11 protein-coding genes and 1 tRNA gene are annotated in these 12,308 nt (G+C 61.0%); 9 read left to right on the forward strand and 3 right to left on the reverse strand.

Features of this window, described 5'->3' with window-relative positions; genetic code table 11:
* Positions 1 to 675 precede the first annotated feature (675 nt).
* Complete coding sequence (locus ACF8LI_RS24720) at positions 676 to 2,823, reverse strand: LamG-like jellyroll fold domain-containing protein (RefSeq protein ID WP_392429784.1); 2,148 nt, start codon at positions 2,821 to 2,823, stop codon at positions 676 to 678.
* A 747-nt stretch (positions 2,824 to 3,570) separates the two neighbouring features.
* On the opposite strand from ACF8LI_RS24720, the gene ACF8LI_RS24725 reads away from it, so the two are divergent.
* The 3 genes from ACF8LI_RS24725 to pdxA all read left to right on the forward strand — a co-directional run bounded on the left by ACF8LI_RS24725 (position 3,571) and on the right by pdxA (position 6,894).
* Positions 3,571 to 4,896 carry an MFS transporter gene (locus ACF8LI_RS24725; RefSeq protein ID WP_016445594.1) on the forward strand — a complete coding sequence of 442 codons (1,326 nt, stop codon included), beginning with the start codon at positions 3,571 to 3,573 and terminating at the stop codon, positions 4,894 to 4,896.
* A gap of 73 nt (positions 4,897 to 4,969) precedes the next feature.
* Positions 4,970 to 5,731: a Nif3-like dinuclear metal center hexameric protein gene (locus ACF8LI_RS24730; protein ID WP_392413506.1), complete on the forward strand. Its 762-nt coding sequence runs from the start codon at positions 4,970 to 4,972 to the stop codon at positions 5,729 to 5,731.
* 101 nt (positions 5,732 to 5,832) lie between these two features.
* Positions 5,833 to 6,894: a 4-hydroxythreonine-4-phosphate dehydrogenase PdxA gene (gene pdxA, locus ACF8LI_RS24735; protein ID WP_312840279.1), complete on the forward strand. Its 1,062-nt coding sequence runs from the start codon at positions 5,833 to 5,835 to the stop codon at positions 6,892 to 6,894.
* Between the two features lie 92 nt (positions 6,895 to 6,986).
* On the opposite strand, the gene mscL is transcribed toward pdxA, so the two are convergent.
* A complete protein-coding gene (mscL, locus tag ACF8LI_RS24740) occupies positions 6,987 to 7,415 on the reverse strand; it encodes a large conductance mechanosensitive channel protein MscL (RefSeq protein WP_012207302.1) in 429 nt (142 codons plus the stop codon).
* Positions 7,416 to 7,564: 149 nt separating this feature from the next.
* On the opposite strand from mscL, the gene petA reads away from it, so the two are divergent.
* The 6 genes from petA (at position 7,565) to ACF8LI_RS24770 (ending at position 11,896) form a co-directional block, all read left to right on the forward strand.
* The gene (gene petA, locus ACF8LI_RS24745; RefSeq protein WP_016445597.1) at positions 7,565 to 8,161 is read left to right on the forward strand and encodes a ubiquinol-cytochrome c reductase iron-sulfur subunit; all 597 of its coding nucleotides are present in this window, start codon (positions 7,565 to 7,567) and stop codon (positions 8,159 to 8,161) included.
* Positions 8,162 to 8,175: 14 nt separating this feature from the next.
* On the forward strand, positions 8,176 to 9,591 hold the full coding sequence (locus ACF8LI_RS24750; RefSeq protein ID WP_016451018.1) for a cytochrome bc complex cytochrome b subunit: 1,416 nt from the start codon (positions 8,176 to 8,178) through the stop codon (positions 9,589 to 9,591).
* A gap of 17 nt (positions 9,592 to 9,608) precedes the next feature.
* Complete coding sequence (locus ACF8LI_RS24755) at positions 9,609 to 10,364, forward strand: cytochrome c1 (RefSeq protein ID WP_016445599.1); 756 nt, start codon at positions 9,609 to 9,611, stop codon at positions 10,362 to 10,364.
* A gap of 104 nt (positions 10,365 to 10,468) precedes the next feature.
* Positions 10,469 to 11,080, forward strand: a complete 612-nt coding sequence (locus ACF8LI_RS24760) for a glutathione S-transferase N-terminal domain-containing protein (RefSeq protein WP_012207298.1) — start codon at positions 10,469 to 10,471, stop codon at positions 11,078 to 11,080.
* Positions 11,081 to 11,190: 110 nt separating this feature from the next.
* Positions 11,191 to 11,721: a ClpXP protease specificity-enhancing factor gene (locus ACF8LI_RS24765; protein ID WP_017405520.1), complete on the forward strand. Its 531-nt coding sequence runs from the start codon at positions 11,191 to 11,193 to the stop codon at positions 11,719 to 11,721.
* A 99-nt stretch (positions 11,722 to 11,820) separates the two neighbouring features.
* Positions 11,821 to 11,896: transfer RNA gene (locus ACF8LI_RS24770), tRNA-Thr, on the forward strand.
* A 69-nt stretch (positions 11,897 to 11,965) separates the two neighbouring features.
* Here ACF8LI_RS24770 and ACF8LI_RS24775 read toward each other — a convergent pair.
* Positions 11,966 to 12,271, reverse strand: coding sequence for a hypothetical protein (locus ACF8LI_RS24775; RefSeq protein ID WP_016445601.1), 306 nt, complete (start codon positions 12,269 to 12,271; stop codon positions 11,966 to 11,968).
* Positions 12,272 to 12,308: the final 37 nt, after the last annotated feature.

A 12,308-nucleotide genomic window follows, 5' to 3' on the forward strand; every position in this document is an offset into this window, starting at 1 on the left:
TGCTGTGCCGCCGGGTGACGATGACATGCTGCGCGCCCGCTTTGCCCGTCCCCAAAGCCGCGCTCCCCACACAGCTACAGTACAAACCCTAGAATCCCCCGACGACTGCGCCACGCCGCGTTCGCTGTTGCGCCGGCTCACAAGCCGGCCCCAAGAGAGAGCCAAGTCCTCCGATCCCGAAGTCTTGCAGAACGATCTGCCGCCGCACGCCCATCCGTTGCCGTGGCATCCACCGCGCCGTCCTGCTGTTCGATCCCTGGAAAAAACCATGACTACACCAGCCCCAGCGCCTTCACCCGCCCGGGCGATCCCGGCTACCTGCACAACGACCACCTGAGCACGCCCTAGGTTGCCAGCGATGCAACGGGTCGTTCATCCTGGTAGGCCTTGAACGAGAGCTTTGGGCACACGCTTGAGCGCAGCGGCAACCGCACTCGGATGAACCTGTGGTTTACGGACAGTATTTCAATTAAGAGACGGGGACTCATTACGATGCAGGATGCGCAGGATAAATTGAAGGCTTGCAGCATGACTATAACCATCATCGCCCGCACGGTTTGCTTGGCCACCTGACCCTAAGCGAATTCGTCAAAAAGAGGTTGGATCAAAAAATGGAAAGTCGCTCAACTCCAGTTTTGAAGTGACCTAATATGTGGAAAATGCCAGCGATAAATCTCATCGCGGAAAATCCGACGCCCGAGTGGGAGGGGTGAATCCACCGATGTAGCGAGCCACTCCCTTAGTGATGCGCAATTCATCCACATTGGCGTTGAGGTACGAATCACCATACCCAAGACTTTGGCCAAACTGTGTAGTGAGGGCTGAGTTGTTCAAATTACGTGAAAGTGTCACTCGGTTCATCTCTACTCCATTGCGGTAGCCGTAGAGCTGATTGCCTAGGCGTGACACTGCAAAGTGAGCCCATTGATTCTGTGCCACATCATGCAGCCCCATGCTAAACCAGGCGTTGCCTGCCGTTGGGCTGGCATATTGAAAACCAATTTCTGCATCGTTGTTGATGATGCTGTAGTCATGATCGACTCCGCTGGTTCTTTTGGAAAGCACCGTCCCGTACAGCGACGTTCCACTCCAGGTTCGCAAATACAGCCAAAACTCAATGGTGAAGTCTGAACTGGAGAGATTCATGTCTTCCGAATATGGAATATGCAACATCGATCCGCTGCCATTAAAGCGCACGCTCGCATTGCCTACTTTTTTCACATCCCCCATCGTGAGCACCGTACCGCTTCTGGATACATTTTTCCCCGTCTCTTCGAAAAAGGTGGTTCCAGAATTCTCGCCGTCAAAATGCATCAGCAGTACGACTGCACCAACCCCCATTTCGACGTCAAATGACTCCAATACATTGCTGTCGGGATCAAAAGCCTGAACCGCGAACTTGTAGTACCCATTGGCAGCGGTACTCACACCGCTGATGAGGCCTTGCGCATTCAGCGTCAGCCCTTCCGGCAGTGTTCCTGCAGCAAGCATCCAGACAACAGATGAGGATGAAGACGAAACGACTTGGCCGGAAAGCTGGCTGAAATAGCTCTCTCCCCGTGCCGCAGAAACCAGAAGGCGCTTATCCGTTGACACGGATACTGTCGTCTCGCCACGCACGACGAGGTTTGCGAGTACAGAGGAAAAGTCCTCGGCCTGAGCAGTCAAGCGGGTCGCACCTGCAGCCAGACCGGTCACATCAAAACTCGCACATTGCTGTCCAGCCTGCACGACAACCGATGCAGAGACATTCAGTATTGAAGGATTTACCACTGTCAGCTGAACGGGCACATCGCGAGCTTCCGGATCCGGCAGACACACAGTCATGGAAGTGCGAATGCCTTGATTCAGCACAGCACTCGAAGGCGTCAAACTTAGCAAAGGCATATCTCGCACTTCAATCTGAGCCTCCGCAATGCCCAGACTGGCATGACTGACGGTGATCTTTGCGATGCCAAGATTGTTGGCTTGAACTTTGAAATCAGCGCTACGTTGCCCCTCTGGAATGAAGATGCTTGTGCTTATTGAGGCAACTGAAGGATTGCTGCTACCTGCGTCCAGAGTCATGCCGCCAGAAGGCGCCGCTGCATCGATTGATATCTGAAGAGAGCTTTCAGTACCAGGATTGAGTTTGAGACTGGTGGGCTTAATGGTAAGAGCCTCTTGACCAACATGAATCAAGCCCTGTTGTACGAGATAGGGAATGCCCAGCAAACCCCAAGTTATTGAATTTCGGATATGGCCAGATGGCACAACGATCGCATTCAGAAGATTTCCGTAAGCCGAGTTGCCGTTTCCCACGGGAGAAGACTCCAGATCCATTATCACTGCAGGCGCGTTGTGATGATGAATGATCGTATTGGATATTTGTGGAGACGAAGCCTCGATGGCGATACCCTTACCATATTCAAAATGTACATAGGCCAACCGTGTCAGCGAATTGTTGGTGCCAGCAGTAAAGCGCCATGTCCCCCAATCCCCAGCAGCCGGAGTGCTTTCGGCAGAGGTGATCACGATCGGCTGGGTTGAAGTGCCAACAGCGTTGAAGGCACCTTTTTGAAGAGTAAAGCTGGCATTCCGTGCCATGCGAATCGTCACGCCGGGCTCGACGCTCATGGTTGCGTCATTGCCCAGCACGACGGCACCTTGGAATGTATAAGGCGACTGTGCGGCGCGCAGTGTGATATTGCTTTCAATGCGGCCAGTGATTTCTGTGAGGCTTTGGGCTATAGATTGACTGCTGCTCGCCAGCATTGCGAGCATCAAAAGAAATCTAGCGCCAGCTTGACGGGCTATGCGCTTCACTTTGAACAATTCACTCACCGCACGACCTCTGTGTGTTGAACCAACCGGAACGCGAGTATGGATGAAGTACAGTCCGCATACCCATTCTTGGTATTTGTTGGTTGTCGTTTTTTTGCAATATGCGGGCCATGGCTTTTGCGTTCCGCCGGAATCGGCTGGGCTGGACTTCTTGAAGAGTGAAATTGACGGCCGTGACCCTTCATCGGGAATACCTGCGTCGGCGAGCGGCGGTGATCAGCGAACCAGATGCTCACGCAGCAGCCTGTTCATGTCCGCAAAAATAGGATTGGTCTGACCGTCATGCCTTTTCGCGGGCAGAGTCTGGAGGGCGTGTGAAGGAAGCCGATCCAGGGCCGATTCAAAGGCTCCTTGCCTGCGACTCGCAACAGACGCCGCAAGGGCTATGAACGATCAATTCCATCTGGCTGGCGCGATGCAAGCGCTGCACTGTTGAAGGGCGTTTTCTCGCCTGCCAGCACGCCTGCCCTTCCATGATCCGTATGCCAGAGCGGGTAGACGGTCCGCCGTGATGTTGCGCTCAACGGCGCCAAAGCCGCGCTCCCCACGCAGCTACAGTACAAACCCTAGAATCCCCCGACGACTGCGCCATGCCGCGTTCGCTGTTGCGCCGGCCCACAAGCCGGCCCCAAGAGAGAGCCAAGTCCTCCGATCCCGAAGTCTTGCAGAACGATCTGCCGCTGCACGCTCATCCGTTGCCGTGGCATCCACCGCGCCGTCCTGCTGTTCGATCCCTGGAAAAAAACCATGACTACGCTTGACCAAGCGCAGCCGGGCATGGCCCCCGCTGTTGCGACCGCTCGTCCTCTCAACCGACAGGACTACAAGACCCTGGGCCTGTCGGCCCTGGGCGGCACCCTGGAGTTCTACGACTTCGTCGTTTTCGTTTTCTTCGCCAATGTCATCGGCAAGCTGTTCTTCCCGGCCGAGATGCCGGACTGGCTGCGCCAGCTGCAGACGCTGGGCATTTTTGCGGCGGGCTACCTGGCCCGGCCCATCGGCGGCATTCTGATTGCGCACTTTGGCGACATCCTGGGCCGCAAGAAGATGTTCACGCTGTCCATCTTCCTGATGGCCGTGCCCACGCTGGTGATCGGCCTGCTGCCCACCTATGCCTCCATCGGCATTGCCGCGCCGATTTTGCTGCTGGCCATGCGCGTGCTGCAGGGCGCGGCCATTGGTGGCGAGATGCCGGGCGCCTGGGTCTTCGTGGCCGAGCATGCGCCGGCGCGCCACTACGGCTTTGCCATCGGCTCGCTGACTTCGGGCATCACGGGCGGCATTTTCCTGGGCTCCATCATCGGTGTCTGGCTCAACAGCACCTACAGCGCCGAGGAGATCCACGACTGGGCCTGGCGCATGCCCTTCATCCTGGGCGGCGTGTTCGGCCTGGTGTCGGTCTACCTGCGCAAGTTCCTGCACGAGACACCCATCTTCCAGGAGCTGATGGCGCGCAAGCAGGCCGACCGCGAACTGCCGCTCAAGACCATCGTGCGCGACCACCGCCAGGCCTGCGTGCTGGTGGCGCTGATGACCTGGGTGCTGTCCACGGCCATCGTGGTGGTGGTGCTGTTCACTCCGGCCTATCTGCAAAAGGTCTTCCACATCGACGCGGCCCTGGCCATGAAGGCCAATGCCGTGGCCACGGTGACGCTGACGCTGGGCTGCGTGTTCTGGGGCTGGCTGTCCGACCGGATGGGCACGCGTGTGGCCATGGTCACGGGCTGGCTGGGCATGACGGTGACGGCCTATGCGTTCTATCTGAACCTGCCGGGCACGGCGTCCTCGCTGGTGTGGAGCTATGCGCTGGTGGGCTTTTTCGTGGGCAGCATTGCGCTGCTGCCGGTGGTGGGCGTGCGCGCTTTCCCGGCCGAGGTGCGTTTCACGGGCCTGTCCTTTGCATACAACATGGCCTATGCGGTGTTCGGCGGCATGACGCCCATGCTGGTGTCCGTGTGGCAGCAGGTTGATGTGATGGCGCCTGCGCACTATGTGGCGGCCATGGGCATCCTGGGCGCGGCCATCGGCTTCTGGCCCCTGGCCTGCCGTGGTTGGCAACCCAGGCGCGGCTGAGCTTGGCAGTGGAATGAGGGCAGCATGGCTGCCCTTTTTCCTGGGCGCCGCATGGATCGCTGACAATCCTTTCATGAGCACCACGCGACAAGAACTCCTGGCCCACTTCGACGGTTTGCTGCAGCCCGAGCGCTTCAAGGACTATGGTCCCAACGGCCTGCAGGTGCAGGGGCGCGGCGAGATCCGCCGCATCGTCAGCGGGGTGACGGCCAGCCGCGCGCTGATCGAGGCGGCCATCGAGGCGCAGGCCGATGCCATCTTCGTGCACCACGGCCTGTTCTGGCGCGGCATGGATGGCCGCATCACGGGCTGGCTCAAGGAGCGCATCCGCCTGCTGCTGGCCCACGACATCAATCTCTTTGCCTACCATCTGCCGCTGGATGCCCATCCGCAATGGGGCAACAACGCGCAGTTGGGCGTGCAGCTAGGGCTTGAGGGCCAGGCCACGTTTGGCGAGCAGAACCTGGGCTGGATGGCGGCAGCGGATTTTGCCGATGCGGCTGCGTTGGGCAGGCATGTGGGGCAGGCGCTGGGGCGCACGCCTGTCTGCGTGGGGGGAGAGCGCCTGCGCCCCAATCACCCCATTCGCCGCATTGCCTGGTGCACGGGCGGCGCGCAAGGTTTCTTCGAGGCCGCGATTGCCGCTGGGGCCGATGCCTTCATCACGGGCGAGATTTCCGAGCCGCAGGCGCATCTGGCCCGGGAAACGGGCGTGGCCTTCCTGGCGGCAGGCCACCATGCCACGGAGCGCTACGGCGCGCCGGCCCTGGTGGGCCAGGTGGCATTGGAGCTGGGGCTGGAGCACCGTTTCATCGAGATCGACAATCCGGCCTGATGCTGGCCTGTTAGTGGCCCACTATTGGCCCGCCCAGGGGGCGAGGCCTTTTGCTGCAAGCGCGGCGCGAATGCCCGGCTTGCCTGATCCGGATACTGAAAATGCCTGATTCCACACAGTCCACGGCCTTGATGGCCATCACCCAGGGCGACTCTGCCGGGGTGGGGCCCGAGACCATTGCCAAGGCGTTCATGGACGCGCCCGAGCAGATGCGCGGCTGCTTCGTCGTCGGCGAGTTGCAGACGCTGCGCCGGGCAGCCGCCGTGGCGGCGCGTGCGCGCGATGGCGACAACGCCATTCCCATGCCCGTGGCCGTCATCGAGTCGGCTGGGCAACTGTGGCAGGTGCCGCCCCATTGCATCCCTTTGCTGGAGCTGCCCGGGCTGCCCGGTCCTGCGCCCTGGGGGCAGGTGAGCGCCAGCGCGGGTGACGTGGCCGCGCGCTGCGTGGTCTGGGCTGCGCGGGCTGCCTTGCGCGGCGAGATTGCGGCTCTGGTGACGGCGCCGCTGCACAAGGAGGCGCTGCATGCCGCAGGCGTGGACTTCCCCGGCCACACGGAATTGCTGCAATTCGAGGCGGCCCGGCACGCGGGCGTGGAGCTGTCGCACATGCCGGTGCGCATGATGCTGGCCAACGATGAGCTGTGCACGGTGCTGGTCAGCATCCATACCTCGCTGCGCAAGGCGATCGATGCGGTAACGAAGGACAACCTGCTGCAGACCTTGCGCATCACGCATGAGGCCCTGTCGCGCAGCCTGGGCCGCCCGCCGCGGATCGGCGTGGCAGGGCTGAACCCGCATGCGGGCGAGGGCGGCCTGTTCGGCAGCGAGGAGGTGGAGATCATTGCCCCGGCCATCGCCCAGGCGCGCGCCGAGGGCCTGGACGCCCATGGACCTTTTGCGCCCGATACGGTGTTCATGCGCGCCCGCAATGCTCCTGGCCATCCCGGCGAGTTCGACGCGGTGCTGGCCATGTACCACGACCAGGGACTGATTCCCGTGAAGTACCTGGGCGTGGAAAAAGGCGTGAATGTCACATTGGGGCTGCCGCTGGTACGCACCAGTCCGGACCACGGCACGGCTTTCGATATTGCGGGGCAGGGTGTTGCAGAGGCCGGAAGCCTGATTGAGGCCGTGCGAATGGCGCGCAAATTGGCGGCTTGAATGGCTAGCCCAAGCATCGGGAATTCGCAGTAATGGAAAACGCCCGTGGCAACCATGCCACGGGCGTTTTGATTTGCGTCAAAACACGGATTTCAGCGCTTGAGGCTGTCGCGAATCTCGCGCAGCAGCACGATGTCTTCGGGGGTGACGGGCGCGGGAGCGGGGGCTGCCGGTGCCTCGCGGCGCAGGCGGTTGATCTGCTTGACCATCATGAAAATGATGAAGGCCAGGATGATGAAGTTCACTGCCACCGTGATGAAGTTTCCATAGGCAAATACGGGGACGCCGGCCTTCTTGAGCGCATCGAGCGTCATCGCCGTTCCGGGGGGTACGCTGCCCAGCACGACGAACAGATTGGAGAAGTCCAGCTTGCCGAAAACCAGGCCCACGACCGGCATGATCAGGTCGTTTACCACGGAATCAACGATTTTGCCAAACGCTCCACCAATGATGACGCCCACGGCGAGATCTACCACGTTTCCCTTAACTGCGAACTCACGAAATTCCTGCATCATGCCCATGGCTGGCTCCATCTGGAAAGAGTTTGAGATAGCGCAGTATTGCGCGGCTTTGGAGCCTGTCAACGGCACAAGCAGCATGGAATAACCATACTCGCCCCGCTACAATTTATTGTTGACCCCAACTCAAGCGACGTAGTTCGAGGAACCCCATGAGTGACACTCCAATCGACTCCAGCAAGCGGACGTGGATCATCACGTCGGCGTGCGCTGGTGCGGTGGGCGGCGTGGCGACAGCCGTCCCGTTCGTGAGCACCTTCCAGCCATCCGAGAAGGCCAAAGCCGCCGGGGCTGCAGTGGAGGTCGATATCTCCGCCCTCAAGGACGGCGAGAAGCTCACGGTCGAGTGGCGCGGCAAGCCCGTCTGGATCATCAAGCGCACGCCTGACCAGATCAAGGAGCTGCCCGAACTGGACAGCCAGTTGGCCGATCCCCAATCCAAGCGCCACCCTGAAGAGTTCACGCCGCCCTATGCGATGAACGAGGCCCGCTCGATCAAGCCCGAAGTGCTGGTCGTCGTCGGCATCTGCACGCATCTGGGCTGCTCGCCTTCCGACAAGTTCCAGCCGGGCGCCCAGCCCTCGCTGCCCAGCGACTGGAAGGGCGGCTTCCTGTGCCCCTGCCATGGCTCGACCTTTGACATGGCTGGCCGTGTCTTCAAGAACAAGCCGGCCCCCGACAACCTGCAGGTGCCACCGCACATGTACCTGTCGGAGACCAAGCTCCTCATCGGTGAAGACAAGGCTTGAGGGAGACAAGAACAATGGCCCACGAATTCAAGGACATCGATCCGAATGCGCCCGCCGGCGCCAAGCTCACGAACTGGTTCGAGAACCGTTTTCCCACGGCTTTCGACGCCTATCGCGTGCACATGTCGGAGTACTACGCTCCGAAGAATTTCAACTTCTGGTACATCTTCGGCTCGCTGGCGCTGCTGGTGCTGGTGATCCAGATCGTCACCGGCATCTTCCTGGTGATGCACTACAAGCCGGACGCCGAAAAGGCGTTCGCCTCGGTGGAGTACATCATGCGCGATGTGCCCTGGGGCTGGCTGATCCGCTACATGCACTCCACGGGTGCGTCGGCCTTCTTCGTCGTCGTCTATCTGCACATGTTCCGCGGTCTTCTGTACGGTTCGTACCGCAAGCCGCGCGAACTGGTCTGGATCTTCGGCTGCGCCATCTTCCTGGTGCTGATGGCCGAGGCCTTCATGGGCTACCTGCTGCCCTGGGGTCAGATGTCGTACTGGGGCGCCCAGGTGATCGTGAACCTGTTCTCGGCGATTCCCTTCATCGGCCCTGACCTGGCGCTGCTGATCCGTGGCGACTACGTGGTGGGCGATGCCACGCTCAACCGCTTCTTCAGCTTCCATGTGATCGCCGTGCCCCTGGTGCTGCTGGGCCTGGTCGTGGCCCACTTGCTGGCGCTGCACGATGTGGGCTCCAACAACCCGGATGGCATCGAGATCAAGGGCCCCAACGCGCCCAAGGACGCCAAGGGCCATCCGCTGGACGGCATTCCCTTCCATCCCTACTACACGGTGCACGACATCTTCGGCGTGACGGTGTTCCTGTTCCTGTTCTCGGCCGTGGTGTTCTTCGCGCCCGAGTTCGGCGGCTACTTCCTGGAGTACAACAACTTCATCCCGGCCGATCCGCTGAAGACGCCTTCGCACATTGCGCCGGTCTGGTACTTCACGCCGTTCTACTCGATGCTGCGTGCCATCACCAGCGAGATGATGTACGTGCTCATCGCCTGCGTGGTGCTGGGTGCGGGCTTTGGCGTGCTCAAGTCGCGCCTGCCGGCCGCCGTCAAGGGCGTGGTCGCCATCGTGGCCCTGGGCGTCATCGCCATGATGCTGTCCATCGATGCCAAGTTCTGGGGTGTGGTGGTGATGGGCGGTGCCGTGATCATCCTGTTCGCGCTGCCCTGGCTCGATTGCAGCCCGGTCAAGTCCATCCGCTACCGCCCGAGCTGGCACAAGTATCTCTACGGCATCTTCGTGATCAACTTCGTGATCCTGGCCTATCTCGGCGTGCAGCCGCCTTCGCCCATCGGCGAGCGCGTGTCCCAGGTCGGAACGCTGTTCTACTTCGGCTTCTTCCTGCTGATGCCCTGGTGGAGCCGTCTGGGCAAGACAAAACCCGTTCCCGATCGTGTGACGTTCAAGCCGCACTGAAGCTGGAGAGAACAACAATGAAGAAACTGATTCTCACGTTGATCGCGGCCCTGGGCATCGTGACCGGTGCACAGGCTGCCGAAGGCGGTATCGCCTGGGACAAGGCCCCGGGCAAGACGAATGACACGGCATCGCTGCAAAACGGCGCCAAGCTGTTCGTCAACTACTGCCTGAGCTGCCACTCGGCCGCATTCATGCGCTTCAACCGGCTGCAGGACATCGGGCTGACCGAGCAGGAAATCAAGGACAACCTGCTTTTCACCACCGACAAGGTCGGCGAGACCATGAAGGCGGCCATCAACCCCAAGGAAGCCAAGGAGTGGTTCGGCGCCAATCCTCCGGACCTGACGGTGATCGCACGTTCGCGTGCCGGCCACAACGGCACGGGCGCCGACTACCTCTACACCTTCCTGCGCACCTTCTACCGCGACGACACCAAGGCCACGGGCTGGAACAATCTGGCCTTCCCCAGCGTGGGCATGCCCCATGCGCTGTGGCAACTGCAGGGCGAGCGCCGCGCCATCTTCGAAGAAGCCGAGGAGCACGGTGTGAAGACCCAGGTTTTCAAGGGGTGGGAGCAGGTCTCTCCTGGCAGCATGAGCGCAGTGCAGTACGATCAGGCAGTTGGCGATCTGGTGAACTACCTGCAATGGATGGGTGAGCCGGCACAGAACAGCCGCACCCGCATTGGCGTGGGTGTGCTGCTTTTCCTGGCGGTCTTCATCTTCATCGCATGGCGCCTCAACGCCGCGTTCTGGAAAGACGTCAAATAAAACCGTGACTGCAGAAGGCCGTGCAAGCAATTGCTGCGGCTGAACTGTGTGCAGAGTGGGCGCCGCGAGCGACCCACTCTTTTTGATTTTTAGGAGCCTCCACCATGATGGTGCTTTATTCGGGAACGACCTGCCCCTTTTCACACCGTTGCCGCTTCGTCCTGTTCGAAAAAGGCATGGACTTCGAGATCCGCGATGTGGACCTGTTCAGCAAGCCTGAAGACATCAGCGTGATGAATCCGTACGGCCAGGTGCCCATCCTGGTCGAGCGCGACCTGATCCTGTACGAATCGAACATCATCAACGAGTACATCGACGAGCGCTTCCCGCACCCCCAGCTGATGCCCGGCGACCCGGTGGACCGCGCCCGCGTGCGCCTGTTCCTGCTGAATTTCGAAAAGGAACTGTTCGTCCACGTGAGCACGCTCGAGGAGCGCAACGTCAAGGGTAACGAAAAGGCCATCGAGAAGGCCCGCGCCCACATCCGCGACCGCCTGACGCAGCTGGCTCCCGTGTTCCTCAAGAACAAGTACATGCTGGGCGAGAACTTCTCCATGCTGGACGTGGCCATCGCCCCGCTGCTGTGGCGCCTGGACTACTACGGCATCGAGGTGTCCAAGAACGCCGCCCCGCTGCTCAAGTACGCCGAGCGCATCTTCTCGCGCCCTGCCTACATCGAAGCGCTGACGCCTTCCGAGAAGGTGATGCGCAAGTAATTCGCATCGGTTGACGACTGATTGCGCGGGCAGGGAAGGCGGTCAACCGGTCGCCATCCTGCCCGTTTTCGTGTTCCGACCACTCAGACCACTCATTTCCTGGGATCGTCATGACTGCCCCCGAAGCAACTTCCACCCGCCCCTACCTGATCCGGGCACTGTACGAGTGGTGCACCGACAACGGCTTCACGCCCCACATCGCCGTGCGTGTGGACCGTAATGTGCAGGTGCCGCGCGAGTTCGTGCGCGACGGCGAGATCGTGCTCAACGTCAGCTACGACGCCACCAGCGGCCTGCAGATGGGCAATGATTTCATCAGCTTCACGGCCCGCTTTGGCGGCAAGCCCCGCGAAATCATGGTGCCCGTGGAGCAGGTGATGGCCATCTACGCACGCGAGACCGGGCAAGGCATGGCTTTCCCGGCGCCGGAGCCTGAGGCCGAAGCCGACAACGATGTTTCGCCCGGGCAGGCGTCCGATGAGCCTGTGCCACAGGACGCCGCCGCTGAGGTGCCGGCCGAGCCTGCATCCGACGAGCGCGTGGTGCAGCTGGTGAGCATCCACAGCGAAGGTGATGACGAGGAGCCCCCGCGCACGCCGCCGCCTTCGGGCACGCGGCCTTCGCTGAAGCTGGTCAAGTAGGTTTTTCGCATCGGCGCGCATGCCGTTGCTCCCGCAAGCGTGCTTGGCCCCATCGGGAAAGTCCGAGGCAGCATTTTTCTGCGCTAGAATGCGTGCTTCGCCGGTTTAGCTCAGTTGGTAGAGCACCCGCCTTGTAAGCGGTAGGTCGTCAGTTCGAATCCGACAACCGGCACCAGAAGGTCTCCTCAGGAGGCCTTTTTTCATTTCCGTGCCCCGATTTCAGCAGCCGCTCTTCAGTGGCCGGTCAGGCCTGGACCTTGAGGCGGATCTCGGCCACATCCCAGCCCTTGGTGCGCAAGTGGGCGGCCATGGCCGGCAGCAGCTGGCGTATCTTGGCCGCTGCCGCGTTGTTGCGCACCAGCAGGCACCAGGTGCTGCCCTCGATGGGGCCTGCCTGCAGGCTGTCGCGCAGCAGCGGTGGCACCAGGGGCAGGATGGCCGTCAGGCGATTGCTGGAGTCGCGTGTGAGCTGGGCGAGCCGGGCCAGTGTCGGCGAGTTCTCGACAGCGTGCAGGGCGGTGACGGCGTGATTGCGGCGTGTGAAGGTCATGGGCTTGAAGGCTGGTCAGGCAGCGTAGGCATGCGCC

Source organism: Delftia sp. WSY_12, assembly GCF_043104645.1.
GTDB lineage: Bacteria > Pseudomonadota > Gammaproteobacteria > Burkholderiales > Burkholderiaceae_C > Comamonas > Comamonas tsuruhatensis.

Excerpts from the sequence above, each read along its gene's own strand:
- ACF8LI_RS24725 (WP_016445594.1), top strand. The coding sequence starts at position 3,571 with ATGACTACGCTTGACCAAGCGCAGCCGGGCATGGCCCCCGCTGTTGCG.
- ACF8LI_RS24730 (WP_392413506.1), top strand. The coding sequence starts at position 4,970 with ATGAGCACCACGCGACAAGAACTCCTGGCCCACTTCGACGGTTTGCTG.
- pdxA (WP_312840279.1), top strand. The coding sequence starts at position 5,833 with ATGCCTGATTCCACACAGTCCACGGCCTTGATGGCCATCACCCAGGGC.
- mscL (WP_012207302.1), bottom strand. The coding sequence starts at position 7,415 with ATGGGCATGATGCAGGAATTTCGTGAGTTCGCAGTTAAGGGAAACGTG.
- petA (WP_016445597.1), top strand. The coding sequence starts at position 7,565 with ATGAGTGACACTCCAATCGACTCCAGCAAGCGGACGTGGATCATCACG.
- ACF8LI_RS24750 (WP_016451018.1), top strand. The coding sequence starts at position 8,176 with ATGGCCCACGAATTCAAGGACATCGATCCGAATGCGCCCGCCGGCGCC.
- ACF8LI_RS24755 (WP_016445599.1), top strand. The coding sequence starts at position 9,609 with ATGAAGAAACTGATTCTCACGTTGATCGCGGCCCTGGGCATCGTGACC.
- ACF8LI_RS24760 (WP_012207298.1), top strand. The coding sequence starts at position 10,469 with ATGATGGTGCTTTATTCGGGAACGACCTGCCCCTTTTCACACCGTTGC.
- ACF8LI_RS24765 (WP_017405520.1), top strand. The coding sequence starts at position 11,191 with ATGACTGCCCCCGAAGCAACTTCCACCCGCCCCTACCTGATCCGGGCA.
- ACF8LI_RS24775 (WP_016445601.1), bottom strand. The coding sequence starts at position 12,271 with ATGACCTTCACACGCCGCAATCACGCCGTCACCGCCCTGCACGCTGTC.